Annotated in this window: 23 protein-coding genes; 15 read left to right on the top strand and 8 right to left on the bottom strand. The window is 63.0% G+C overall.

Annotated elements, in window-relative coordinates:
• Positions 1–251: 251 nt before the first annotated feature.
• On the bottom strand, positions 252–611 hold the full coding sequence (locus NKJ55_RS32570) for a pilus assembly protein TadG-related protein (RefSeq protein ID WP_352453474.1): 360 nt from the start codon (positions 609–611) through the stop codon (positions 252–254).
• A gap of 332 nt (positions 612–943) precedes the next feature.
• Here NKJ55_RS32570 and NKJ55_RS32565 point away from each other — a divergent pair, with 332 nt between their 5' ends.
• Entirely contained in the window at positions 944–1,804 is an 861-nt protein-coding gene (locus NKJ55_RS32565) for a TIGR01459 family HAD-type hydrolase (RefSeq protein WP_352453473.1), read from the top strand.
• 9 nt (positions 1,805–1,813) lie between these two features.
• Positions 1,814–2,797, top strand: a complete 984-nt coding sequence (locus NKJ55_RS32560) for a bifunctional riboflavin kinase/FAD synthetase (protein ID WP_352453472.1) — start codon at positions 1,814–1,816, stop codon at positions 2,795–2,797.
• Between the two features lie 78 nt (positions 2,798–2,875).
• On the opposite strand, the gene NKJ55_RS32555 is transcribed toward NKJ55_RS32560, so the two are convergent.
• The gene (locus tag NKJ55_RS32555; RefSeq protein WP_352453471.1) at positions 2,876–3,430 is read right to left on the bottom strand and encodes an HdeD family acid-resistance protein; all 555 of its coding nucleotides are present in this window, start codon (positions 3,428–3,430) and stop codon (positions 2,876–2,878) included.
• Between the two features lie 343 nt (positions 3,431–3,773).
• Between NKJ55_RS32555 and NKJ55_RS32550 the strand changes: the two genes are divergently transcribed.
• A complete protein-coding gene (locus tag NKJ55_RS32550) occupies positions 3,774–4,679 on the top strand; it encodes an alpha/beta hydrolase (protein WP_352453470.1) in 906 nt (301 codons plus the stop codon).
• A 197-nt stretch (positions 4,680–4,876) separates the two neighbouring features.
• Positions 4,877–5,680 carry a MipA/OmpV family protein gene (locus tag NKJ55_RS32545; RefSeq protein WP_352453469.1) on the top strand — a complete coding sequence of 268 codons (804 nt, stop codon included), beginning with the start codon at positions 4,877–4,879 and terminating at the stop codon, positions 5,678–5,680.
• Positions 5,681–5,696: 16 nt separating this feature from the next.
• Here NKJ55_RS32545 and NKJ55_RS32540 read toward each other — a convergent pair whose 3' ends face one another.
• Together NKJ55_RS32540 and NKJ55_RS32535 are read right to left on the bottom strand one after the other, a co-directional pair.
• Entirely contained in the window at positions 5,697–6,131 is a 435-nt protein-coding gene (locus NKJ55_RS32540; RefSeq protein ID WP_352453468.1) for an RES family NAD+ phosphorylase, read from the bottom strand.
• Between the two features lie 2 nt (positions 6,132–6,133).
• Positions 6,134–6,508, bottom strand: coding sequence for an Xre family toxin-antitoxin system antitoxin (locus NKJ55_RS32535; protein WP_352453467.1), 375 nt, complete (start codon positions 6,506–6,508; stop codon positions 6,134–6,136).
• A 309-nt stretch (positions 6,509–6,817) separates the two neighbouring features.
• Here NKJ55_RS32535 and ileS point away from each other — a divergent pair, with 309 nt between their 5' ends.
• Positions 6,818–9,808 carry an isoleucine--tRNA ligase gene (gene ileS, locus NKJ55_RS32530; RefSeq protein ID WP_352453466.1) on the top strand — a complete coding sequence of 997 codons (2,991 nt, stop codon included), beginning with the start codon at positions 6,818–6,820 and terminating at the stop codon, positions 9,806–9,808.
• 195 nt (positions 9,809–10,003) lie between these two features.
• Positions 10,004–10,684 (top strand): hypothetical protein, encoded by a 681-nt coding sequence (locus NKJ55_RS32525; protein ID WP_352453465.1) that lies wholly within the window; start codon positions 10,004–10,006, stop codon positions 10,682–10,684.
• A gap of 82 nt (positions 10,685–10,766) precedes the next feature.
• On the opposite strand, the gene NKJ55_RS32520 is transcribed toward NKJ55_RS32525, so the two are convergent.
• Positions 10,767–11,219, bottom strand: a complete 453-nt coding sequence (locus NKJ55_RS32520) for a nucleoside deaminase (protein WP_352453464.1) — start codon at positions 11,217–11,219, stop codon at positions 10,767–10,769.
• A 76-nt stretch (positions 11,220–11,295) separates the two neighbouring features.
• On the opposite strand from NKJ55_RS32520, the gene NKJ55_RS32515 reads away from it, so the two are divergent.
• The 5 genes from NKJ55_RS32515 (at position 11,296) to NKJ55_RS32495 (ending at position 17,600) form a co-directional block, all read left to right on the top strand.
• On the top strand, positions 11,296–13,197 hold the full coding sequence (locus NKJ55_RS32515) for a pseudouridine synthase (protein ID WP_352453463.1): 1,902 nt from the start codon (positions 11,296–11,298) through the stop codon (positions 13,195–13,197).
• A complete protein-coding gene (gene rsmD / locus NKJ55_RS32510; RefSeq protein ID WP_352453462.1) occupies positions 13,178–13,732 on the top strand; it encodes a 16S rRNA (guanine(966)-N(2))-methyltransferase RsmD in 555 nt (184 codons plus the stop codon). Before NKJ55_RS32515 ends, rsmD begins: the two co-directional genes overlap by 20 nt.
• Positions 13,733–13,829: 97 nt before the next feature.
• The gene (locus NKJ55_RS32505) at positions 13,830–15,194 is read left to right on the top strand and encodes a M16 family metallopeptidase (protein WP_352453461.1); all 1,365 of its coding nucleotides are present in this window, start codon (positions 13,830–13,832) and stop codon (positions 15,192–15,194) included.
• A gap of 289 nt (positions 15,195–15,483) precedes the next feature.
• Complete coding sequence (locus NKJ55_RS32500) at positions 15,484–16,734, top strand: M16 family metallopeptidase (protein WP_502904540.1); 1,251 nt, start codon at positions 15,484–15,486, stop codon at positions 16,732–16,734.
• On the top strand, positions 16,731–17,600 hold the full coding sequence (locus NKJ55_RS32495) for a patatin-like phospholipase family protein (RefSeq protein ID WP_352453459.1): 870 nt from the start codon (positions 16,731–16,733) through the stop codon (positions 17,598–17,600). Before NKJ55_RS32500 ends, NKJ55_RS32495 begins: the two co-directional genes overlap by 4 nt.
• A gap of 89 nt (positions 17,601–17,689) precedes the next feature.
• On the opposite strand, the gene NKJ55_RS32490 is transcribed toward NKJ55_RS32495, so the two are convergent.
• Entirely contained in the window at positions 17,690–18,586 is an 897-nt protein-coding gene (locus NKJ55_RS32490) for an MBL fold metallo-hydrolase (protein ID WP_352453458.1), read from the bottom strand.
• On the opposite strand from NKJ55_RS32490, the gene NKJ55_RS32485 reads away from it, so the two are divergent.
• Entirely contained in the window at positions 18,564–18,695 is a 132-nt protein-coding gene (locus NKJ55_RS32485; protein ID WP_023674354.1) for a hypothetical protein, read from the top strand. The genes NKJ55_RS32490 and NKJ55_RS32485 overlap by 23 nt on opposite strands.
• 30 nt (positions 18,696–18,725) lie before the next feature.
• Positions 18,726–19,631, top strand: a complete 906-nt coding sequence (locus NKJ55_RS32480; RefSeq protein WP_352453457.1) for a LysR family transcriptional regulator — start codon at positions 18,726–18,728, stop codon at positions 19,629–19,631.
• A gap of 63 nt (positions 19,632–19,694) precedes the next feature.
• Here NKJ55_RS32480 and NKJ55_RS32475 read toward each other — a convergent pair whose 3' ends face one another.
• Complete coding sequence (locus NKJ55_RS32475; protein ID WP_352453456.1) at positions 19,695–20,237, bottom strand: dihydrofolate reductase family protein; 543 nt, start codon at positions 20,235–20,237, stop codon at positions 19,695–19,697.
• 224 nt (positions 20,238–20,461) lie between these two features.
• Positions 20,462–22,192, bottom strand: coding sequence for an adenylate/guanylate cyclase domain-containing protein (locus tag NKJ55_RS32470; protein WP_352453475.1), 1,731 nt, complete (start codon positions 22,190–22,192; stop codon positions 20,462–20,464).
• A 456-nt stretch (positions 22,193–22,648) separates the two neighbouring features.
• On the opposite strand from NKJ55_RS32470, the gene NKJ55_RS32465 reads away from it, so the two are divergent.
• Entirely contained in the window at positions 22,649–23,548 is a 900-nt protein-coding gene (locus NKJ55_RS32465) for an HNH endonuclease (RefSeq protein ID WP_352453455.1), read from the top strand.
• A 27-nt stretch (positions 23,549–23,575) separates the two neighbouring features.
• Positions 23,576–23,834: hypothetical protein (locus NKJ55_RS32460; protein ID WP_352453454.1), on the top strand; the 259-nt coding region annotated here is incomplete at its 3' end.

The following is a 23,834-nucleotide window of genomic DNA, read 5'->3' as shown; positions in this document are numbered from 1 at the left end:
TCGTTGAAACGATCGAGGCAACCGAATGCAACAACTACTTCGCAAACGCCGGCTACGCTTCCATCAAAACGTGAAAGGCTCTAGTCGCCAATCCCATCGCCTTCAGCCGACGATGCGCAGGTTCGACAATTCGTTGGCGATTTCCTTGAAATTGTCGGACAGCGTCGCGCCGGTTGCATTCCAGAACAGCTTGGCAGGCTTGCTCGGGTCGGCCGAATCCTTGCGGAAGCGCGAATCCGACGAACACGCCTTCAGCGCATCGATTGCCTTCTTGTCGCCGTGAGGCCGGCGCAGAGCTTCAAGGTGCCGCCGCCGGCATTGTTGTTGGGCAGCGTGACGGTCAGCGCTGTGTTCGCCGGGTCGATACGTGCGAGATTGGTTTCGAAAAATGTCTTGGCGTAGGCCTTGACGTCGTCGTCGCTGGCGCCGGCGACGATCTGCTGGGCGGCGGCGAGGCCGGCCGCGTCAAGGGCATTCAGCGTTTCGTGCTTCTGGCGCAACAACTCCCCGTAATCGACGCTGAGCGCCAACCCGCCCATCAGCGGTACAATGGTGATTGCGGTCATTAAGGAGTAGTTGCCACGTCTGTCGCGTCGGAAATTTCCGATCATTGCCTTCAGCATTCCCGCCCGCCCCGTTTTTTTTCCGGACGATGCCACGCATTTTTAAATTTCCGATTGCTAAAATACGTTCAAGGTCGGCACGGTTTTTCAATGCCCGTTAACCACACGTCCGCAATCGGCAATGCTGCTCCGCGGCAAAGCCCGACAAGGCTCTGAAAAAGAAGGCTTTCGCCATCACGTCCTCGCCGGCGTCCCCGGGCGGCAATCTTGCGGGCACAACGAAAGCTGGTGACAGAGCGAAGCGCTTCGGTTAATCCGGGCCGGCCGCTACGGACCGTCGGTCGCGGCGCTTGCAAGCATCATGGTACAGGGACAACGGCATGGCGGATTCGCCCGACATCATCGGTTCGCTCGCAGACTTGTCGGGAGCCTATTCAGCCATCCTGTGCGACGTCTGGGGCGTGGTGCACAATGGCGAATGGCATTTCCCGGCGGCGGCTGCCGCGCTGATCGCTGCTCGCGCGGCGAAAATACCTGTCGTGCTGATCACCAATTCGCCGCGTCGCAGCGCCGACGTGGTGGCACAGATGAGCGCCATCGGCGTTCCGCCCGCCGCCTACGACCGTGTCGTGACGTCCGGCGACGTTACCCGCGACCTGATCGCCGAAGGGCCGCGAAAGATCTTCCATATAGGCGCCGATCGGGATTTCACGCTCTATGAGGGCCTCGACGTCGAACTCGTCGAGGAGTTCGAAGCATCCGGCGTGGTCTGCACCGGCCTGTTCGATGACGAGGTGGAGAAGCCGGAAGATTATGCCGATCTTCTGCAGAGGCTGCGTGCCAGGAACCTGCCCTTCATTTGCGCCAATCCCGACATCGTCGTCGAGCGCGGCGAACGCATGATCTGGTGCGCAGGCGCTTTGGCCCGCGAATACGCACAGCTTGGCGGACGCACGCTGATCGCCGGCAAACCCTACGCGCCGGTCTATGACGTCGCCATGAAGGAGATCGCCGCCATTCTCGGCCGCCCGGTCGAGCGTTCGCAAGTTCTGGCCATCGGCGACGGCATGATGACCGACATCAAGGGCGCGGCCGACAATGGCTTCGACGTGCTCTACGTATCGGGCGGCATCCATGCCCGCGATTACGGTGAGACGCTGCAGCCGGATCCGGCCAGGCTCGCGGCCTTCCTGGAAAAATATGGCTACAGGCCGGTCGCGGTGATTCCCAGGCTGCAATAGGTTCAAGCCATGACGGCCATGTTCGAACGCATTTCCGCAACCGCACCGCTGCCGGCCCATCTGCGCGGCGGCGTGGTGGCTATCGGCAATTTCGACGGCGTCCACCGCGGCCACCAGGCGGTGCTCGAACGCGCGCGCGCCGAAGCGGAGCGTCGCGGCGTACCCGCCCTGGTGCTGACCTTCGTACCGCATCCGCGAAAGGTGTTTAGGCCGGACATGCCGTTGTTCGTGCTGACGCCGCCGCCGATGAAGGCGCGGCTGTTGTCGCATCTGGGCTTTGCGGCGCTGGTCGAGCAGCCGTTCACACGCGAGTTCGCCTCCTTGTCGGCGGAGGCTTTCGTCACCGGCGTGCTCGAGCGCAACCTCGGCATAAGCCACGCCGTCACCGGCTTCGATTTCCATTTCGGCAAGGACCGCCAGGGCGGTCCGGCCTATCTGATGGCTGCCGGCGAGCGCCACGGCTTCGGCGTCACGCTGGTGGATGCGTTTCGCGACGAAAGGGCCGAGGTGGTGTCGTCGAGCCGCATACGCACGCTGCTGTGCGAGGGCAATGTGGCCGAGGCCGCCGGCTTGCTCGGCTACCGTTTCACCGTCGAGGCGGAGGTGATCGGCGGCCAGCAGCTCGGCCGGACACTCGGCTTTCCGACCGCAAACATGAGGCTTTCGCCGGAAGTCACCCTCAATGAAGGGATTTATGCCGTCCGCTTCCGCCGCGCCGACGGTTCGCTACACGATGGCGTCGCCAGCTTCGGCCGCCGGCCGACGGTCGACGACAATGGCGCGCCATTGCTGGAGACCTTCGTCTTCGACTTTTCCGGCGACCTCTACGGCGAGATTTGTGCCGTGTCCTTCTTCGGCTACCTGCGCTCGGAGGTGAAGTTCGACGGGCTTGACGCGCTGGTCGCCCAGATGAAGCGCGACGAGGCCGAGGCGAAGGCACTGCTCGCCGGCGTCAGGCCGCTTTCCGGGCTGGACGCGGCCATAGCTTTTTAGAGCACGGTCCCGAACCGAAGGTCAGCGAAGCAAAAAATGGGAACCGGTTTTCCGATTAAGATCATGCTCAACCAGAATTTATCTCTTCAGCGCCAAGCCAAGGGCGATGAAGCTCCAGCCCTGGAAGATCAGGTCGACGGCCAGGAATAGGCCCAGCACCCACACGCTGTTGACCGGCCAGCCCATGGCGATGACCAGTCCCGCCAGTGCGCTGATGATGCCGGCCGCGACCACCCAGCCCCAGCCCGGCTGCGGCCGGTGGCTGTAGCCTACCCAGGCCCTGAGCACGCCTGAGGCAAGCAGCGCGACCGCCAGGAGGAAGGTCAGCACCGTCGAGGCGAGGACCGGATTGTCGAAGGCGAAGAAGCCGGCGACGGCGTAGAGGAGGCCGCTGAGCAGCCAATAGAAGAAACGGCCCCATGTCTTCACGCCGAAGGCATGGATGATTTCGACAATGCCGGCCATCAGCATCAGCCAGCCCACGACAAAGACCGAGGCGACGGTTGCGATGAACAGATTGCCGAAGGCGATGCCGCCGAAGACAAGCAGCAGCACCCCGAGCGCGACGAACCATCCCCATTTGGCCCGCGTCTGGCCAATGGCGTCTTTCATGGCATCGCTGTGCACGGTCATTGCCCTTCTCCCTCAAGGTTGCCTAGCTTCTTTGTTCCGGACGGTAGCGCCGATCGCCTTGCCCGTCCAGCGAGCAGGCTGTGAGCGCCACACTCCCGAGCGATCCGCTAGACCTCCGTTTTTGACCCGAAGCGGCCAAATACCAGATGGAATAATTCGATCATGTGGGGGGTGAGCCAGTGCTAAAAGATAACAAGCGGGTTTACGGGCGACCCGTCGTCCCGTGTATTCGCCGCGGCGCAAGTGTAACGAAAATTCCCAGTGCTGGCATTGGCCCTTTATACGATGACGTGTGCTGCTGCTATATGCCGTTTTCTACGCTTGATGAGGCTAGGGAAGCAAAATGAGCGATGCGGACGAACACCTCGATCTGACGGAGATCAACGCCGTCCGCAGGTTGTTGACCTCAAAGCCTCGAACGGTCCGCTGGGACGAACGCCGGGCACGGCTCGACGAAGTCGGTTCGGTGTGGCCAGTCGCGGAGGACATCCGATGCGAGCATGTGGTTTTCGATGGCCTCGAGGGAGAGTGGTCGCTGGCGCCTGAGAGCGACAGGGACAAGATTCTGCTGTTTTTCCACGGTGGTGGCTACTGCTCCGGCTCTCTTAAAAGTCATCGTCGAATGGTGACCGAGGCAGGTCGGGGAATGGGAATGCGCACCCTCGCGATCGACTATCGCCGCGCACCGGAACATCCTTTCCCTGCGCAACATGAAGACGCACTCACCGCATGGCGCTTTCTGAGGCGGCAAGGCATCGCGCCGGACCGCATCGTGATTGGCGGAGACAGTGCGGGCGGCAACCTTACCCTGTGCCTGGTCAGTATATTGCGTGCGGCAGGCGAGCCGTTGCCGCGATGTCTTTGGCTGGTTTCGCCCTGGACGGACCTTTCGATGTCCGGCGCGACACTATCAACCAAGGACGCAATCGACCCTATCATCCACCGGGCGTATTTGGAGGAACTGGCAACCGCTTATGTTCCCAATGGCGTTGGTCGGCGCGATCCGCTGATCTCGCCTTTGTTCGCCGATCTGAGCGGATTTCCCCCAATGCTGATACAAGGCGGTTCGGCCGAGACGCTGATGTCTGACGCAACTCGGCTCGCCGAAGCCGCCGGCGCGGCGGACGTCAAAGTACGTCTCGAAATTTGGCCGCATATGATTCACGCTTGGCCGGTTTGGAATGCGGGGTTGAGCGCCGGTCGCCGCGCTCTTCAGAGCGCAGGCATGTTTGTCCGCGAATGTTTGTAGCCCTGCCGAGGCAACTGCTAGCGTATTCCAAGCACTTGATCTGGAATCTTGGTGCGCCAAGCAATCGACTGCAACGCGGAACAGGCCGGCCAACGCGGCCAATGTTGCGGATATTAAGTCAAATTTTACCGAACTGGCGCCATGGCTTCAGTCAAGGCTGGTTGTATCGGCCAATGCGTTCGACGTATGGAGTAACGATGCGGTCTGTCCCGACGATCTTGGCCGCATTCATGCTCGGCACCTGCGGCGTTGCCAAGGCCGGCGAGGGCACCTTCGGCTGGCTGTCCGGAGACTGGTACCTGACGGTCGGCGCCACCGGCATGGTTGCCCCGAATTTCGAGGGCGGCAAGAAGTACCTGCTCAGTGCCTCGCCGATCATCTCGCTCGGCAAGGCTGGTCCCGCGGCGCGCTTCACCTCGCGCAACGACAATATTTCATTGGCATTGATCGACGATGGCGGCGTCCGTGCCGGCCTGACAGGCAAGTTCCTGTTTTCCCGCGACGGTGGTGACGCCGACGAATTGAAGGGTCTCGACCCGGTGCGCTGGGGCGGCGAGGCTGGCGGCTTCTTCGAATTCTATCCTTTGGATTGGCTGCGTGCCCGCGCCGAATTGCGGCACGGCATTCGCGCCCATAACGGCTTTGTCGCCGACATCGCCGCCGACGCCTTTTACGATGTGACGCCCGACGTCAGGATTTCGGCCGGACCGCGCGTTTCGTTCGCCTCATCGGACTATTTCGACGCCTATTACGGCGTTGATGCCAAGGAGTCCCTGGCCTCGGGACTTAGCGAATATCATCCCGGCGGCGGGGTGAAGTCGGCGGGCCTGGGCGGCGCGGTGACCTGGAAGGTGACCGAGCCGATGACGGCCAGTCTGTTCGGCGAATATTCCCGCCTGATGGGCCCGGCCGCCGATTCCAGCCTGGTCAAGGAGCGCGGCTCCAGGGATCAGTTCATGATCGGCGTGTCGACGACCTATCGCTTCGATTTTTCGATGTGAACGGGTAGGCGCCGGCTCATTTGATCAAACGGCTGTCGAACGGATAACGGTATAGGCCCGCAATCGTAATGCGTGACTCATCGTCATGGGTCGGGTTGAGCAGATAGTTGTTTGCTTTGCGCATTATGATCGAAGGAATTTTCATGAGCGCGTAACGATTGGCCGAGAGAAAGTCCGTGCCCTGTCGCCGTGTCGATTCCATATCCTTGTCCCAGCCGTCATTGATAACCGGTTCGGTCATTTCTATTCCGTCCGGAACATCGATTTCGATAAGCCGGTAGGTTTCCGGAACGGTTTCGCGCGTCGCATGCACCAGTATCTCCAGCAGTGCCGTCGAAGGGTGGTCGGTGCAATACACGATGGGCATCCCGCGCCTGTTCCATCTTCCATCAACGAGCGTTCCGCCACGACCCGAGAGATCCGCGAAATTGGAGATGCGCCAGATGCGCATCGTCAGGCAAGCATGCCAAAGTCGATGCGGATAAGCTCTTCGGAAACGACGTGGGCGCCGGTCTCTGTCTCGAGGAGATCGATCGGCCTTGCACCATCCAATGCTATGATCTCGCTTCTCAGCCAACGCTGGGCTTTCTCATGGCTGCCGAATACACGATCCGCCTGCTCGGCGATGCGTTCTAGGCGCAGGGCGCGGTCGGATTCAGCTGGCGAAAGCGGCTCGGCACGTTCCTTGCGACGCGCCAGCGTGCGGCGGGGGGCAACGATACGATAGAGTTCTTCGCTACTGAAACCCAGACTGCGCAGATGATCGATCTTGTCCGTAGGGACGGAAAAGTCGTGTGTTGCGCGAATTGCCCTTGCTGCGACCGACATGAACGTCTCCTTGGCACAGGCCATTCTGCTTGCCATTTGCCTACAAATGTATGCGCAATTGGCACATGACGCAAGGAAGCATCAGAGTTCGGGCTTTTCAACGTCGCCTGTCTCGGTTAAAAGCCCAGCCATGACGAGCTTTTCGCGCCTTCCCGCGACTGCGATACGAATTACAGGCCCGGTGTTCCGGGCGGCCTGACCGCCGCCGGAGCCGCCGGGAATCTTGCGCGCGGCCTCTCGCGCTTTTTCCAGATCATGATAGTTCAACGCCCGGGCTCTTTTGCCGCCGGCAACGCATATGGCAGACGAATGACTGATACCGAGACCGCCGAGACGATCGATTATTCCAAAACGCTCTACCTGCCGCAGACGGATTTCCCGATGCGCGCCGGGTTGCCGGAAAAGGAACCGCTGCTGGTCAAACGCTGGCAGGACATGGATCTTTACCGCAAGTTGCGCGAAGACGCAGCCGGCCGCGAAAAATACGTGCTGCACGACGGCCCACCCTATGCGAATGGCAACATCCATATCGGCCATGCGCTGAACAAGATCCTCAAGGACGTCATCACCCGCTCGTTCCAGATGCGCGGCTATGACTCGAACTATGTACCCGGTTGGGATTGCCACGGCCTGCCGATCGAATGGAAGATCGAGGAGCAGTACCGCGCCAAGGGCAAGAACAAGGACGAGGTGCCGGTCAACGAGTTCCGGCAGGAATGCCGCGAGTTTGCGGCGCACTGGATCAAGGTGCAGGGTTCCGAATTCCAGCGCCTCGGCGTCGTCGGCGACTTCGACAATCCCTATACGACGATGGCTTTCCATGCCGAGGCGCGGATCGCCGGCGAGCTGCTGAAATTCGCAATGTCCGGCCAGCTCTATCGCGGCTCCAAGCCGGTGATGTGGAGCGTGGTCGAGCGCACCGCGCTGGCCGAGGCGGAGGTCGAATACCAGGACTATGAGTCGGACACGATCTGGGCGAAGTTTCCGGTTGTCAGCCTCGCTCGCCAGGTCATCAACATCGAGGATGGGCAGCCAGCCCTGGACCCCAAGCTGACGCAGACGTCGCTAGATCTGCTTGATGCCAACGTCGTCATCTGGACGACGACGCCGTGGACGATCCCCGGCAACCGCGCCGTCAACTACTCGCCGCGCATCAACTATGGTCTCTACGAGGTTACGGCGGCCGAGAACGCCTTTGGTCCTCAGCCCGGCGAAAAGCTGATCTTTGCCGAGAAGCTTGCGGACGACGCTGCCGCGAAGGCCAAGGTCACTCTGAATCGGCTTCGCAGCGTTGGCGCCGAAGAGCTTGAAAACCTTACGCTTTCGCATCCCCTCAAAGCTCTGGGTGGCGGCTACGATTTTCCCGTGCCGATGCTCGCCGGCGATCACGTCACCGACGATGCCGGCACCGGTTTCGTCCACACCGCGCCGGGACATGGCCGCGAAGACTTCGACGCCTGGATGGATGCTGCCTCTGATCTTCGCCAGCGTGGCATCGACACCGCGATCCCCTTCACCGTCGACGATGCCGGCTTCTTCACCAAGGACGCGCCGGGCTTCGGCCCGGACCGCGAGGGTGGAGCGGCGCGCGTCATCGACGACAATGGCAAGAAGGGCAACGCCAACCAGGCTGTCATCGACGAGCTGATCAAGCGCAACGCGCTGTTCGCGCGCGGCCGCCTGAAGCACTCCTATCCGCATTCCTGGCGCTCGAAGAAGCCGATCATCTTCCGCAACACGCCGCAATGGTTCGTCTATATGGACAAGGAGCTCGGCGACGGCACGACGCTGCGCAGCCGCGCCCTGAAAGCCATCGACGATACCCGCTTCGTGCCCGCCGCCGGCCAGAACCGCATCCGCGCCATGATCGAGGAGCGCCCCGACTGGGTGCTGTCGCGCCAGCGCGCCTGGGGTGTGCCGATCGCCGTCTTTGCCGATGCCGACGGCAATGTGCTGCGCGACGAGGCAGTCAACCGGCGCATCATGGACGCCTTCGAGAAAGAAGGCGCCGATGCCTGGTTCGCCGCCGGCGCCAAGGAGCGGTTCCTCGGCAATCACGATGCCTCGAAATGGCAGCAGGTCATGGACATCCTCGATGTCTGGTTCGATTCAGGCTCGACGCATGCCTTCACGCTTGAGGACCGGCCCGACCTGAAATGGCCGGCCGACGTCTATCTCGAAGGCTCCGACCAGCATCGCGGCTGGTTCCACTCCTCGCTGCTCGAAAGCTGCGGCACCAGGGGCAGGGCGCCCTACGACACCGTCGTCACCCATGGCTTCACCATGGATGAGGAGGGGCGGAAAATGTCGAAGTCGCTCGGCAACACCGTCGTGCCGCAGGACGTCATCAGGCAGTCCGGCGCCGACATCTTGCGGCTGTGGGTGGTGACGACCGATTATTGGGAAGACCAGCGGCTCGGCAAGAACGTGCTGCAGACCAATATCGACGCCTACCGCAAGCTGCGCAACACCATCCGCTGGATGCTGGGCACGCTCGCCCACGACGATGGCGAGGAGGTGCCGCTGGATAAGGTGCCTGAACTGGAGCGGCTGATGCTGCACCGGCTCGCTGAACTCGATGAGGTCGTACGCTCGGGCTACGACGCGTTCGAATTCAAGCGCATCACCCGCGCGCTGCTCGACTTCATGGTGGTAGAGCTGTCGGCCTTCTATTTCGACATCCGCAAGGACGCGCTTTACTGCGAAGCGCCTTCCAGCGTGAAGCGCAAGGCTTCCGTGCAGGTGGTGCGCCATCTCTTCGACTGCCTGGTGAAATGGTTGGCGCCGATGCTGCCCTTCACCATGGAAGAGGCTTGGCTCGACCGTCATCCGGATGCGGTCTCCCTGCATCTCGACCAGTTCCCGGAAATCCCGGCGGACTGGAGGAACGAGGCGCTGGCGGAGAAGTGGCGCAAGGTTCGGCAGGTTCGCCGTGTCGTCACCGGCGCGCTGGAAATTGCCCGCGCGCAGAAGGTCATCGGCTCTTCGCTGGAAGCGGTGCCGGTCGTCACCCTCGACGACGCCGCGCTCGAAGCGGCGATCGCCGATGTCGATATGGCCGAGATGGCGATCACCAGCGATCTGATGATCGTGCGCGGCAAGGCGTCGGCGGGCAGCTTTACCCTCGACGACGTCAAGGGCGTCGCCGTGGTCGTCGAGAAGGCGGAGGACCGTGGCCTGATGAAGTGCGCGCGCTCCTGGCGCTACACGGCCGATGTCGGCTCAGATCCGGAATTCCCGGACGTGTCGGCCCGTGACGCCGCTGTTCTGCATGAGCTGAAGGCTTTGAGCCGTCTTTAAGGCGGTGCACAAATGCCACGGCGGGCGGCCGATCGGCCCCCGCGCGTTGCCCTTAACGAGTGGTTGAGGTAAACACGCGAAACTCCGGACGACAAATTGTCGCCGGAATTCCGTCGGAAGAGCATAGGCGATGGGGACCGGACCTTTCTTCGGCCGGCGGCAATCGAGAGGCTGTCTACAGTGGGACTTTTTGGCATGACCGAGAGAACTTACGCGCGCGTTGCGCTGCTGGCGCCGCTTGTCGTATCGGGCCTCGCCTTGTCCGGCTGCATGGGCTCGCCCACTTACGGGACCGACAAGACCGCGGGCGCGCAGCTTGCCGGCGACCTCACCGGGGCTTTTTCCTTCGCACCCAAGCGCAAGGATAGTATCGACTACAAGCCGCGCCCCACGCTGGTGAAGCCAGGGCCGGGGCAGAAGGAAGTCTTGCCGCCGCCGCAGGAAAGCATCGAGACGGCGAGTGCCGAATGGCCCGAATCGCCGGAGCAGCGCCGTGCCCGCCTGCGCGCCGATGCCACCCTGCATCAGGACGACCCGGCCTACCAGGCGCAGGTCATCGACGACGTGCAGACGGATCCGGCGTCGGTCAAGGCCGCGCTGAAGTTGTCGGGCTCGAGCCACCCGCCAGCCTGGACTCCGGCCGATTCGGACAAGAGCCGCGCCGCGGAAATCATGCGCCGCCGGGCTGAAGGCAAACAGGGCGACCCGACCACCCGCAGATATCTGAGCGAGCCACCGGTGCAATACCGCGCTGCCGCCGCCACCGCGCCGCAGGGTGACCTCGGCGAGGACGAGTACAAGAAGGAACGCCGCCTCAAGAGGGAGGCGGCCGCCAAGAGTAAGAGCGGCGGCATGTTCGACTGGCTGCCCTGGTAGGCTGACGGCGCCAGAGACGTTCTTGCCCTGGATTGGCTGGCTGGATTGGCTGACTTGGATGGACCGTCTGCCGGACCAGAAATCAGGCTCCGCGTCGCTCGCGAAAAAAGTCCTTCAGCAATGCCGCTGCTGCGTTCTCGGCCATGCCCGGATAGATGTCGGGCACATGGTGGCAGGTCGGTGACGTGAAGAAGCGAACGCCGTTGACCACTGCGCCGCCCTTCTCGTCGGCAGCGCCGAAATAAAGCCGGCGCAGCCTGGCGAAGGAGATGGCGCCGGCACACATGGCGCACGGCTCCAGCGTTACATAGAGATCGTGGCCGCTGAGCCGCTCGCTGGAAAGCTTGCGGCAGGCCTCGCGGATCGCCAGCATCTCGGCATGGGCGGTGGGATCGGCAAACTCGCGGGTGCGGTTGCCGGCACTCGCAACGACCGTATCGCCGCCGACGACGACCGCGCCAACCGGCACCTCGCCACGCAGGGCGGCGGCTTCGGCTTCTTTCAGCGCCAGTGCCATGAAATCCTGCCGCTTCACGCGGTTTCCATTCCGATTATCTCCTCGCCACTAGAGCGCGATCCTGTTACTACCCGCGCAAACGAGCAAAGGCCACATGGACGACAAAAACAAGAAATTCCCGCGCAAGGCCGGCCCGAAGCCGGCGGGGCCGCGTGGTCGCGATGGCGCTCCCGACAAGGGCGGCAAGCCGCCCTTCGGCGCCAAAAAACCTTACGCTCCGCGCGGCGACCGGCCGGCGGCGGCCGAAGGCGAACGGCCGAAGCGCGACTTCAAAGGCGGCGACAGGCCGTTCAGCAAAGGGCCGCGTCCGGAAGGCAAGCCTTATGAACAGCGCGAGGGTCCACGCAAGCCTTATGCGCCGCGCGGCGACCGGCCGTCAGCTGCCGAAGGCGAGCGGCCGAAGCGCGACTTCAAAGGCGGCGACAGGCCGTTCAGCAAAGGGCCGCGTCCGGAGGGCACGCCTTATGAAAAGCGCGAAGGTCCGCGCAAGCCTTACGCACCGCGCGGCGACCGGCCAGCAGCTGCCGAAAGCGAGCGCGGCGAGAGGCGTTTCGACCGTCCCAAGCGTGATTTTGGCGATCGTCCGCAAGGGGCACAAAGGGCACAGGCGGCATCGGAAGGCGGCTTCAAGCCGCGCCCGCGTCGCGTCGAGGCAACGGAAGAAGCCGGCGAACGCATTGCCAAGCGGCTGGCGCGTGCCGGCCTGGCCTCGCGCCGCGACGCCGAGGAACTGATTGCGGCCGGCCGCGTCAAGGTCAATGGCAAGGTGTTGTCCTCGCCGGCCTTCAACGTCATGCCCGGCGACATCATCCATCTCGACGGCATGGAGATCCCGCCGATCGAGCGCACCAGGCTGTTCCTGTTCCACAAGCCGGCCGGCGTGGTCACGACAAACCGCGATCCCGAAGGCCGCAAGACCGTCTTCGACGTGCTGCCGCCTGGGCTGCCGCGGCTGATGACCATCGGCCGGCTCGACATCAACACCGAAGGCCTGCTGCTGCTCACCAATGATGGCGGCCTGTCGCGCGTGCTCGAACTGCCGGCGACCGGCTGGCTGCGACGCTACCGCGTGCGCGTCCACGGCAAGGTCGAGGAAAGCGCGCTTGCCGGCCTGCGCGAAGGCATTGCCGTCGACGGTGTCTTTTACGGCGCCATCGAAGCGACGCTCGACCGCGAGCAGGGCTCGAACGCCTGGCTGACACTCGGCCTGCGCGAAGGCAAGAACCGCGAGGTCAGGAACATCCTGGGCGCGCTCGGTCTCGACGTGACGCGGCTGATCCGTATTTCCTACGGGCCGTTCCAGCTCGACGATTTACCGGAAGGCCATGTACTGGAGATCAAGGGCCGCGTGCTGCGCGACCAACTCGGCGAGCGTCTGGTCGAAGAATCCGGCGCCAATTTCGACGCCGATATCGCCAAGCCGTTTTCCAACAAGCCGGTCAGGCGTGAGCGCGAGGAGGAGCCCGAGCGGCCGAAATTCACCCGCGACGGCGAACGCCGGCCGATCGGCGAGGGCGGCCTGATCAAGAACCGCAAGCGGCGCGAGGGCAGCCGCGACGAAGCGCTCGGCAAGCTGTCGACAAGCCCTGACAGGAGCTTTGGGCCAAAAAAGAGCTTTGGCGAGCGTGGCCCCAGACCTGAACGCAGCGACTTCGGGGACAAACCCCGTGGCGACAAGCCTCGTGGCGGCTTCGGTGGGAAAAAATCCGAACGCGAGCAGCGGCCGATCGAGCCGCCGGGCCAGCGCAAGGCCAATGTCTGGATGGCGCCAGGCGCACGGCCGATCGGCAAGGGCAGGGCGGAGGCAGACGCCGCCAAGGCGGCAGAAATCAAGGCGCGCAAGGCATCGTTCAAGCCGTCTTACGGCAAGCCCGGCGGCAAGCCGCAAGGCGGCGGTGCAAAGCCGTTCGGCAAACCGCGCGGCGAGCGCCCGGATGGCGGTGGCGACCGGCCGCGCGGCGGCCCGAAAGGAAGCAATGCGGATCGTCGGCGGTGAGTTTCGCGGGCGTCCGCTGGCGACGCCCCGCACCTTTGCCATCCGCCCGACCACCGACCGCACGCGTGAGGCGGTCTTCAACGTGCTGGCGCATCGCTTTCCTGAAAAACTGGACGGCGCGCGCGTGCTCGACCTGTTCGCCGGCACCGGCGCACTCGGCCTCGAAGCGCTTTCGCGCGGCGCCTCCTACGCTGTCTTCATCGAAGAATCCGCCGAAGGGCGCGGCCTGATCCGCACCAATGTCGAGGCCTTCGGCCTCACCGGCCGCACCAAGATATTCCGCCGCGACGCGACGGGCTTGGGCGAGGCAGGCACCATCGCCGCATTCGGCTTGGTCTTCGCCGATCCGCCCTATGGCAAAGGCCTTGGCGAACGTGCGTTGCGCTCGGCCAAGGCCGGTGGTTGGCTCGCCCCTGGCGCGCTCTGCGTCGTCGAGGAAGTGGCGGCGGCGCCGTTCGAGGCAGCGCCGGGCTTTTCGGTTGTCGACGAGCGCAACTATGGCGAGACGGTCATCCGGTTCATCGAGGCCGCCTGAGTTCGGCTTCCACGATGGCGCCTTCAAAATGACGAACAATTCGCTATGCCTCGACCAGCAACCCCGCCTATCGTCCCACTACAAACCGGAGCCATCTATGACATTTCAGGCTGAATGGCTGCGCGGAACGCTCTTGGGACTGGCTCTGGTGATGGCCGCGCCGGCTCTGGCGGATAACAATCCTGACGATGGCGTCGTGACCGATTTCCTGCTCGACAACGGCATGGAGGTCGTCGTCATCCCCGATCACCGCGCCCCCATCGTCACCCATATGGTCTGGTACAAGATCGGCAGCGCCGACGAGCCGCCGGGTAAGTCCGGCATTGCCCATTTCTTCGAGCATCTGATGTTCAAGGCGACCACCAACCATGCGGCGGGCGAGCTCGACCGTGCCGTCGCCGCCATCGGCGGCTCGGACAACGCCTTCACTTCCTACGACTACACCGCCTTTCACGAGACGGTGGTGCCGCAGGCGCTCGGTGAGATGATGGGCTTCGAGGCCGACCGCATGCGCAATCTCATCCTCAACGACGATGTCATCAAGACCGAGCGGGACGTCATCCTCGAGGAGCGCCGCTCGCGCATCGATAGCAATCCGCAGGCAGTGCTCGACGAGGAAATCGACGCCACGCTGTGGCAGAACCAGCCGTACCGCATTCCGGTCATCGGCTGGATGCAGGAGATGGAGAAGCTGAACCGCACCGACGCGATGGCCTTCTACAACAAATATTATACACCCAATAACGCCGTGCTGGTGGTGGCCGGCGATGTCGAACCGGAAACGGTCAAGGCGCTGGCCGAAAAGACCTATGGCAAGATCGCGCGCGGCCCGGACCTGCCGCCGCGCATCCGCCCGGTCGAGCCGGAGCAGAACACCAGGCGCACGGTGACGCTGACCGACGGGCGCGTCAGCGTGCCGAGCTTTACCACGCAATGGGTGGTTCCGTCCTATCACACGGCAAAGCCCGGCGAAGCCGAAGCGCTCGACGTGCTGTCCGAAATCCTCGGCGGCGGCAACCGCAGCCGGCTCTACCAGGAGCTTGTCGTCAGGCAAGGCATCGCCGCCGAAGCCGGCGCCTTCTTCCAGGGCACCATGCTCGACGACACCAATTTCACCGTCTATGGCGCGCCGCGCGGCGATGCCAAGCTTGCCGACATCGAAGCCGCGGTCAACGCCGAGATCGCCCGCATCGCGAAAGACGGCGTCACCAGCGACGAGCTGGAAAAATCCAAGGACCGTTTCGTACGCTCGATGATCTTTGCCCGCGACAAGCAGGAGGACATGGCCAACATCTACGGCTCGACGCTCGCCACCGGCGGCAACGTCCAGGACGTCCAGCAATGGCCGGACCGCATCCGCAAGGTCACCGCCGACCAGGTCAAGGAAGTCGCTGCCCGCTATCTCAATCTCAACCACGCAACGACCGGCTATCTTCTGCCGCAAACTCAAGCTGGGAATTGATTTGATGATGAGCCAGCATGGTCCCGCTCTGCCTTCTCCCCTCGTGGGCTCCTCCCCTTCTCCCCTTGTGGGAGAAGGTGGCCGAGCGAAGCTCGGTCGGATGAGGGGTGTTCCAGCTTGGCACCAACGGCACTCCGTCCAACACCCCTCAACCGTCTCGGCGCTTCGCGCCGATCCACCTTCTCCCACAAGGGGAGAAGGGAAGCGCCAGCACGCCGGCCCTCTTCTAGCAATCCTGTTCCTCTCCCTTCTCTTTCTCCTCCTGCCGGCGCTTTCCGCTCGCGCCGCCGTGAACATCCAGGAGGTGACCTCGTCGAAGGGCATCACCGCCTGGCTGGTGGAGGACTATTCGGTGCCGATCGTCGCCATCCGATTCGTCTTCGATGGCGGCGCGACGCAGGATCCGCCCGGCAAGGAAGGGCTTGCCAATCTGATGAGCGGCCTGTTCGACGAAGGTGCCGGCAACCTCGACAGCGAGGCCTTCCAGATCAAGCTTGACGATGTCGGCGCCGAGATGAGCTTCGATGCGCAGCGCGACGGCATCTACGGCTCGATGCGCATGCTGGCCGAGCAGCGCGACGGCGCCTTCGACCTGTTGCGCGTGGCTGTCAACCAGCCGCGCTTCGACCAGGTGCCGATCGACCGCATCCGCTCGCAAATCCTGTCCGGCATCATTGCCAACGAGCGCGATCCCGATACGCTCGCCCAACGCAAATGGCTGGACGCGATCTACGGCAGGCATCCCTATGCGCGGCCCGACCAGGGCACCAGGCAAAGCATCGCGACGATTACGCCGGCCGATCTCAGCGCCTTCCACAAGGCAAGTTTCGCCCGTGACGGCTTGCATATCGCGGTGGTCGGCGCCATCGACGCCGAGACGCTGAAGCAGAAGCTCGACCTGGTGTTCGGCAGCCTGCCGGAAAAGCAGGCGCTCACGCCCGTTCCCGACATCGACCTGAAGCTCGGCCAGCAGCTCGAGGTCGTTTACGACCAGCCGCAGGCCTCGCTGCAACTCGCCTATCCCGGCGTGAAGCGGAATGCGCCGGATTTCTTCGCCGCGGTGCTGATGAACGAGATCCTCGGCGGCGGCACCTTCACCTCGCGGCTGTTCGACGAGGTGCGCGAGAAGCGCGGCTTGGCCTACAGCGTCAGCTCCGACCTCGTCGACCACCAGCATTCCGAGGCGCTGTCCATCACCACCTCGACCCGCGCCGATAGGGCGGCCGAGACGCTGGCCGTGGTGCGCGACGTGGTCAAGCGCATGGCCGAGGAGGGGCCGACCGAAGCCGAGCTGGTGGCGACCAAGAAATACATGATCGGCGCCTATGCCATCAACAATCTGAATTCCTCCGGCGCGATCGCCTCAACGCTGCTCGAGATCCAGCTCGGCAAGCTCGGCATCGACTACATGCAGCGCCGCGCCGCCCTGATAAACGCGGTGACGCTGGACCAGGTGAAAGAGGTGGCGAAAAAGCTGCTCTCCGCCGAGCCGGCCGTCATGGTGGTCGGGCCGAAGCTCGGCGCGGCCAACAAGGGATGAGCCCTAGCTTCGGCATCGCCTTTGGCGGCGGCGGGGCGCGTGGGCTGGCGCATATCCATGTCATCGAGGTGCTGGACGAGCTGGGCATCAGGCCGGCGGCAATCGCCGGCTCGTCGATCGGCGCCATCATGGGCGCCGGCATGGCCTCGGGCATGACCGGCAAGGACATCCACGACTATACGCGCTCGATCCTCGGCCGCCGCGCCGAAGTGGCGACGCGCATGTGGCGGGCGCGGCCCGGCACTTTTGCCGAAGCGTTGCAGGGCGGCCTGCGGGTCAGTCAGTTCAATGTCGAGCGCATCCTCAAGGCGTTCCTGCCCGACGCCATTCCCGAAACCTTCGCCGAATTGAAGATACCGCTGAAGGTGACGGCAACGGACTTTTATGGCCACCAGCTCGCCGTGTTCGACGAAGGCGAGCTGCATTCGGCGCTGGCCGCCTCGGCGGCGATCCCAGCGGTGTTCCGCCCGGTGATGCGCGACGGCAGGCTGCTGATCGACGGCGGCATCTACAATCCCGTGCCGTTCGACCTGATCGAGCTCGACGCCGACATCATCATCGCCGTCGACGTGGTCGGCGCGCCGACCGAGGCCGGCCGCAAATTCCCGACCTCCGTCGACCTGATGTTCGGCGCCACGCAGCTGATGATGCAGTCGATCATCGCCAGCAAGCTGAACCAGAGCCGGCCCGACATTCTGATCCGGCCGGCCGTCTCGAAATACCGGGTGCTCGATTTCATGAAGGTCGAGGCGCTGATGGCAGAGACGGTGGCGATCAAGGACGAGCTGAAGCGCGAGATCGAAAAGGCGGTCGAGGCCCGGGCCAAGGCCGAAGCCAGCAAGCGCACCAACCGTCTCGGCGGATGACCGTAATCAAGCGTCCGGCGTCAGCGCCCGCTGGACCATGAGCGTATCGTTCGTAAGTGGCGCGGATCAGCTCGCGATTGGCGGCCATCTCAGCCCCACTTCATCTCCCCGGTGGCAACCTTGGAGCCGATGTCGAGCGCAACGCCCATGCCGAGGCCGGGGAAGCGGGCTTCCATGGCGCTCTTCAGTGCGGCCGCGTCCTTGGCCTTGGCCAGTTCTTCCTCGAAGGCGATGAGATAGGTCTTGGTGTGCTCGACGCCTGAAAGGTCCGTAGCGGCCTCAGGCGTCATGTGCCCGGGCACGACGATTGCCGGCTTGCGCGCCGCGATCTTTTCGAGATTGGCGAGCCAGGCGGCGCGCAGTTCCCTGGTCGGCGTGTCGGCGGTCCAGACATGCACGCCGGCAAAGATCATCACCCCGCCGAACACCGCATTCAGCGACGGCACGAAGAGATAGCGCCGGTTGGCGAGGCCTTCCGCGGCGACGATCTCGATGGTCTCGCCATCGACGCTGAGCGTCTTGCCGTCGAATGCTTCGGGGATGACGACGTCGGCCAGCGCCTGCGGGCCGTTCTCCTTGAGCTGCGGCCCCCAGACGGCGAGCTTCTTTTCGACATTGCCGTTGATGGCGGCCACCGTCTCGGCTGCGGCGATCACCCGTACCTGCGGGAACGCCTGCTTGATTGGCTTGAGGCCGAAATAATAGTCCGGGTCGGACTGGCTGACATAGATGGTGGTGAGCGTCTTGCCGGTCGCCTTGATCGCCTCGGCCACGGCCCGGCCGTCGGGGTAAGTGAAACCGCCATCGATCAGCACGGCTTCGGTGGCGCCGGAGACCAGCACCGGGGCGCGGAAGAAGCCGTTTTGCCCGGCGGGGAAATGTTTCCAGGAAAGCCCGCCGGCCGCATGGCCAAGCCCGGCGGGAGCAAAGACCGCGGCAGCGCCGGCGGCGAGGGTGGTTTTCATGATGCTTCTCCGTGTGAACATGGATGTCTCCTGGGATCCGGAATTCGGCGGCCTCGATGCCCGCAAGATGGCAAAAGCGGAATGCGTATTGAAGGCCGACAAAATAGACGTAATGTATGCCATTGCCTGACAATGAGACTGCCCCTGCCATGAGCGAAGCATGAACCTGAACCGGCTGGCCTATTTCGCGGCGGTGGTCGATGCCGGCTCGTTCACGCGGGCCGCCGAGCGGCTGGGCATCACCAAGGCGGTGGTCAGCCAACAGGTGGCGCGGCTGGAGCGCGATGTCGGAACGACGCTGCTGATCCGCACGACGCGGCGCGTCCATCCGACCGAGGCTGGCCGAACGTTCCATGCCCGCTGCCTGCAGGTCCTGCAGCAGGCCGAGGATGCATTCGACGAGCTCGCGCAGGCCGCCGCCGAGCCGACTGGCACGCTGCGCATCGCCGCGTCCAACGACTACGGCACATCGGCGGTGGTGCCGGTGGTCGCCGCCTTCAGCGCGCGTTATCCCGCCTGCCGAGTGGAGCTGACGCTGGGCGACGAGACGATCGACCTGGTTTCCGGCCACATCGACGTGGCCATCCGCGTCGGCTGGCTAGCCGATTCCAGCCTGCAGGCCCGGCGCATCGGCACCTTCCAACAATTCATGGTATGCGGCGCCGGCTTTGCAGGCCGGTTCACCGCCGGCGAACCGCAAGACCTCGCCGGGCTGCCCTTCGTCGCCAACATGGCGCTGCGCGAACCGCTGCTATGGCAATTTTCGCGCGGCGATGACGAGCAGCAGGCCGTGCGCATGCAGGCAACGATTTCGATCGACGCAACGCCGGCAGTGCTGGCAGCGGTCCGCGCCGGCGCCGGCCTGTCGGTGCTGCCGGGCTTTTTGGTGCGGGACGAACTGGCCGCCGGGCGGCTGGTGCAGATCCTGCCCGAGTGGCGGCTGCCCTCCGGCGGCATCTACACAGTCTACCCCGCCGCCCGCTTCCGCCCGCCCAAGGTGACGAGGTTTGTCGAGATGCTGATCGCGGCCGAGCAGAAGCTGGAGGCAGGCGGGCGGGGGCGGTAGCTTGGGTGAGGCGCTGATGGCCGAAGCTGCGATCTCCCCCTCAAGGGGGGAGATTGGCCGTCATCACGGCTTGCCCATTCCAGCCGCATACTCCAGCGCCACCACGCCGTTGCTGAATTGCGTGGCCGAGATCAGCTCGAGCGGCAATTGCGCGCCGGGCGGGAACAGCAGCTTGCCCTGGCCGACGGCGCCGGGGTAGCTGAGCAGCCTGATGCGGTCGACAAGGCCATGGCGCAGCAATTCCTGCGCGACGCTGAGGCTGCCATGCACATAGATGTTGCCGCCGCTGCCTTGCTTCAGCCCTCTGACCGCTTCCGGCAACGCACCCTGCAGCAGCTCGGCCGGCTGCCAGTCGAGCGCCTGCAAGCTGGTCGAGGCGATATATTTCGGCAGCGCGTTGAACCGGTCGGCGAAGTCTCCGGTCTCCTTGGGCCACGAGCCGGCAAAGATCTCATAGGTCGTGCGCCCCAACAGCATGGCGCCGCTGTCGGCAAGCTCGTCGTCCTTGAACTTTTGCATCTCATCGTTCCAGGCCACGCTCGGCAGCTTCTCGACCTCGGCAATGCCATCGACGCTGATGAATTCGGTAACGATGAGTTTTCTCATGGCGGGTTCCTTTCTGGCAGGGCCGAATGGCGCGGGCCTTATGCGACATGCGCCGTCAACTAGCGCGGCGCTTTTTCAGGGGGAGGGTTTTCCCTGTTCGCTTCCAAAGACCGATACCGTGGGAAAAGCTTCTCCGACCTGCCCGTCGTTCGGTCATGCCACAAGGTCCGCATCGGGGGCCGGTCTTTTTTGCCGATTGGCTCTGGGTCGTAGTTACGGGCTGGCTACAGGTGGGCAATACCGGCTTTCAGCAGTCCTTCGCGGACGTGCTGCACATCAGACTCCTGGGCAAAGTGCAGGGTGGCGATAAATGAATCGAGGTCGAATTGGGGATCGAGCGTTCTGATCTTGCCTAGATGCGCCGCGGCCGCGATTTCGTCGCCGAGCCAGCCGTAGCAGGCAGCGGCGAAAGCGTGCTGAGCCGAGTCCATGGTTGACAGATGCATGAAAGCTTCGATCGCCTCGCCATACTGGCGCGCGGCGAAATGCGCCTTTCCCAGATGGCTCCAGAACCTCTCCGGGTGGTGCGGGTTCAACTGCATTGCCTTGCGGATCCATTCAATTCCCTCTTCCGGCCTCCCGAGCCACGTCAATAACTCGCCTTGCTGCACCACCACGAGGTCGTAATTGGGATTGAGGGCCAGCGCCCGCTCTTGATGGTAGCGCGCAGTGGTCAGCTCGTTGTTGTTCACGTTCACTGCCGCGAGGATGCGGTGGACATCGGCATCGTTGTTGTCCAGCGCCAGCGCCCTGTCCAGCGCCGCCATGATGTTGTTCCAGATAGCATCCCTGTCTTCGCACCAGTTATGGACCCAGGCCTGGCCAAGAATGCAGGCCCGCCAGGCATGGGCATGGGCATAATCGGGGTCGAGCGTGACGGCCCTTTCTATCAAGGTTTGCGCGCGTTCATTATCCGCAATGGTGCTTCGGTGATGCAGCACCTTGGCAGCCAGCACACATTCATACGCGGCCATGTTTGCAGGTTTCGCCCGCGCGAGCTGGTCCCGCTGAGCCGCCTCGACACGACCGGGCAGCGTGGCTGCGATCGCCGCGGTCACCTCATCCTGAATCGCGAATATGTCGTCCAGCTTCCGGTCATATTTGTCTGCCCAAATATGAGCGTCGTTCGCCGTGTCGATGAGCTGAACCGTCACGCGCACCCTGTCGCCGATCTTGCGGACGCTTCCCTCCACCAGGTATTGGACGGTGAGTTTCTCGGCCACCTCGCGCACGTTCACGGCGCGGTTCTTGTAGACGAAGCTGGAATTGCGCGAGATGACGAACAGCTCATGGTGGCGGGACAGTTCGGTGATGATGTCCTCGGTCAGTCCGTCCGCGAAAAATTCCTGCTCGGGGTCGCCGCTCATGTTGGTGAATGGCAGCACCACTATCGAAGGTTTCGAGATGGATCGCTTTGCCTCGACTTCTGGCAGGGCAGGACTGTCAAACCCAACGCGATAGAGGCGAACCGGGCGGCTGATGTTCTTTAACGTCTTCTCGCCCAGGTCCTCCATGGCAATTTCGAGACGGTCGGCAATTTGGGTCGCCACCGCTGCGGTCACGCAGATACCGCCGACGTCGGCGAGTTGCTCGATGCGCGAGGCAATATTGACGCCGTCGCCGAAAATATCCTCATCGTCGAAAATGATGTCGCCGAGATTTATGCCGATCCTGAATTCGATGCGCCGTTCTTGCGGCACATCCGAATTGCGCCGTTTCATACGCTGTTGGATTTCCACGGCGCATTTCACGGCATCGGTCACGCTCTGGAACTCAACGAGCATGCCGTCTCCGGTGGTCTTGATGATCCGGCCCTTGTTCTTCGCGATGGCGGGATCGACCAGTTCTATGCGATGGGTCCGAAGGCGTGCGAGCGTGCCGGATTCATCGGCCTCCATTAGCCGACTGTAGCCCGCCATATCGGCAGCCAGAATTGCGGCTAGTCTCTGTTCCATCGCTGAACCAAAAACCAAGCGTATACTTCCTGGGCCGCCAAATCCAGCAATTTGGGCTTGTGGCTGAATCAAGAAGTCCGCAGCAGCAAGAAAGGGCGCCTTCCGCCTGGTGGCTGCGAACTCGATCGCATCAATCGCGGGAGAGCGACGCCATTCGGCGCGCCAGGCCACGCTCGGCAGCTTCTCGACCTCGGCGATCCGTCGACGCTGATGAATTCGGTGACGATGAGTTTTCGCATGGCGGGTTCCTTTCTGTCGGGACGGGCCGTGCGGGTCTTGTGCGAACTGCACCGTCAACTAGCGCCGCGCATTTTCAAGGGGAGGGCTTTCCCTATTCGCTTATTCGCTCCCAAAGACCGATACTGTGGGGAAAAACTTCTCCGACCTGGACTAAGCTCCCAAGATCGGATTGGTATCTGAGGCAGATATCTCCAAAAAACGAACTGTAAAAAGATCATGGGATTCGGGGTCTTCATTCACCGGTCAGATTCGATCTACAACGACCGCCCCGCTGAGCAATACCAGTTTCCTACCCAGTATCTGCGCCGCGTCGAAGCATGCGTAGGCGACTGGATCATCTATTATGAGCCCAGCAAGGTAGAAGAGAGCCGCGGCTATTTCGCCGTAGCCAAAGTCCAACAGGTCATCCCCGATCCTGCGAAGCCTGACATGTACCTCGCTCTGATTGAGCCCGGGACCTATCTCGACTTCGCCAATCCTGTTTCGTTCAACGGGGCGAATGGCATCGTGGAGAAGAGTGTACTCAACGAGGAAGGACGGATTTCCGGTCGCGCCCAATCTGCCGTCCGCCCAATCGGTCTAAGTGACTTCAACCGCATTATCGATCTCGGCCTGGGCAGCAATGAGTCGTTGCTGCCGCGCGTTGATGAGATCGGGACGTCGCTTGGCTTTCAAGACGAGCAGGCGCCATTTGAGTTGGAGCAGAGCCGTGATCGCGTGAGTTACATTGCGTCGCGAATCGTGCGGGATCGTATTTTTCGCCGCATCGTCTTGCGCGCCTATGATGAGCGCTGTGCGATCACGGGACTCAAGTTGATAAACGGCGGCGGCCGAGCGGAGGTCTCCGCCGCGCATGTTCGACCGGTTGAAGCCAATGGTCCCGATATCATCAACAATGGGATCGCATTGTCCGGCACCGCGCATTGGATGTTCGATCGCGGGTTGATCAGCCTATCCGACGATTTGGAAATAATGATCTCCCGGCAGGTCAACGATCTCGACAGCGTGCAGGGATTCATAAACAAAACCGGTCGAGCACTTACGCCCAGTCGACATTTTGAACGCCCGCATCCTCATTTCCTACAATGGCACCGCGAGCACTGCTACAAGCAGTGAAAGCACCGTCGGCGTGGGAGCGTGTTGGTGGGCACTTCTGACTCGTCGGAGGCCTTCATTCTCTCGTTGCGAATGGCAGCAATGCGCCCCTTCCTGGACATTACCAAAGCAAGACCACGGGGAATTCTGACCCACGTCCCGAACTTCATGGCCTTCGTCTCGCTGGAATGTCTAACGCGACTCCGTCATGATCTTCCGGCTCTGTCGAGCGACGCTGCCAAAGCCGTTGACGCCAACGCAGGTGATGAGGGCAGGCTAGACCAGTGCAGCAGATCCGCCCGGCGAC

The sequence above is a fragment of the Mesorhizobium sp. M0106 genome (assembly GCF_040322715.1).
Classification (GTDB): domain Bacteria; phylum Pseudomonadota; class Alphaproteobacteria; order Rhizobiales; family Rhizobiaceae; genus Mesorhizobium.
The sequence above is the reverse complement of the archived record's forward strand: the minus strand, read 5'-3'. Positions and strand labels throughout refer to the sequence as shown.

Excerpts from the sequence above, each read along its gene's own strand:
- NKJ55_RS32495 (WP_352453459.1), top strand. The coding sequence starts at position 16,731 with ATGAGCCCTAGCTTCGGCATCGCCTTTGGCGGCGGCGGGGCGCGTGGG.
- NKJ55_RS32535 (WP_352453467.1), bottom strand. The coding sequence starts at position 6,508 with ATGTCGGTCGCAGCAAGGGCAATTCGCGCAACACACGACTTTTCCGTC.
- NKJ55_RS32550 (WP_352453470.1), top strand. The coding sequence starts at position 3,774 with ATGAGCGATGCGGACGAACACCTCGATCTGACGGAGATCAACGCCGTC.
- NKJ55_RS32540 (WP_352453468.1), bottom strand. The coding sequence starts at position 6,131 with ATGCGCATCTGGCGCATCTCCAATTTCGCGGATCTCTCGGGTCGTGGC.
- NKJ55_RS32470 (WP_352453475.1), bottom strand. The coding sequence starts at position 22,192 with ATGGAACAGAGACTAGCCGCAATTCTGGCTGCCGATATGGCGGGCTAC.
- NKJ55_RS32465 (WP_352453455.1), top strand. The coding sequence starts at position 22,649 with ATGGGATTCGGGGTCTTCATTCACCGGTCAGATTCGATCTACAACGAC.
- NKJ55_RS32570 (WP_352453474.1), bottom strand. The coding sequence starts at position 611 with ATGATCGGAAATTTCCGACGCGACAGACGTGGCAACTACTCCTTAATG.
- NKJ55_RS32505 (WP_352453461.1), top strand. The coding sequence starts at position 13,830 with ATGACATTTCAGGCTGAATGGCTGCGCGGAACGCTCTTGGGACTGGCT.
- NKJ55_RS32560 (WP_352453472.1), top strand. The coding sequence starts at position 1,814 with ATGACGGCCATGTTCGAACGCATTTCCGCAACCGCACCGCTGCCGGCC.
- NKJ55_RS32515 (WP_352453463.1), top strand. The coding sequence starts at position 11,296 with ATGGACGACAAAAACAAGAAATTCCCGCGCAAGGCCGGCCCGAAGCCG.
- NKJ55_RS32490 (WP_352453458.1), bottom strand. The coding sequence starts at position 18,586 with ATGTTCACACGGAGAAGCATCATGAAAACCACCCTCGCCGCCGGCGCT.
- NKJ55_RS32565 (WP_352453473.1), top strand. The coding sequence starts at position 944 with ATGGCGGATTCGCCCGACATCATCGGTTCGCTCGCAGACTTGTCGGGA.
- NKJ55_RS32475 (WP_352453456.1), bottom strand. The coding sequence starts at position 20,237 with ATGAGAAAACTCATCGTTACCGAATTCATCAGCGTCGATGGCATTGCC.
- NKJ55_RS32545 (WP_352453469.1), top strand. The coding sequence starts at position 4,877 with ATGCGGTCTGTCCCGACGATCTTGGCCGCATTCATGCTCGGCACCTGC.
- NKJ55_RS32525 (WP_352453465.1), top strand. The coding sequence starts at position 10,004 with ATGACCGAGAGAACTTACGCGCGCGTTGCGCTGCTGGCGCCGCTTGTC.
- NKJ55_RS32480 (WP_352453457.1), top strand. The coding sequence starts at position 18,726 with ATGAACCTGAACCGGCTGGCCTATTTCGCGGCGGTGGTCGATGCCGGC.
- rsmD (WP_352453462.1), top strand. The coding sequence starts at position 13,178 with ATGCGGATCGTCGGCGGTGAGTTTCGCGGGCGTCCGCTGGCGACGCCC.
- NKJ55_RS32555 (WP_352453471.1), bottom strand. The coding sequence starts at position 3,430 with ATGACCGTGCACAGCGATGCCATGAAAGACGCCATTGGCCAGACGCGG.
- NKJ55_RS32485 (WP_023674354.1), top strand. The coding sequence starts at position 18,564 with ATGATGCTTCTCCGTGTGAACATGGATGTCTCCTGGGATCCGGAATTC.
- ileS (WP_352453466.1), top strand. The coding sequence starts at position 6,818 with ATGACTGATACCGAGACCGCCGAGACGATCGATTATTCCAAAACGCTC.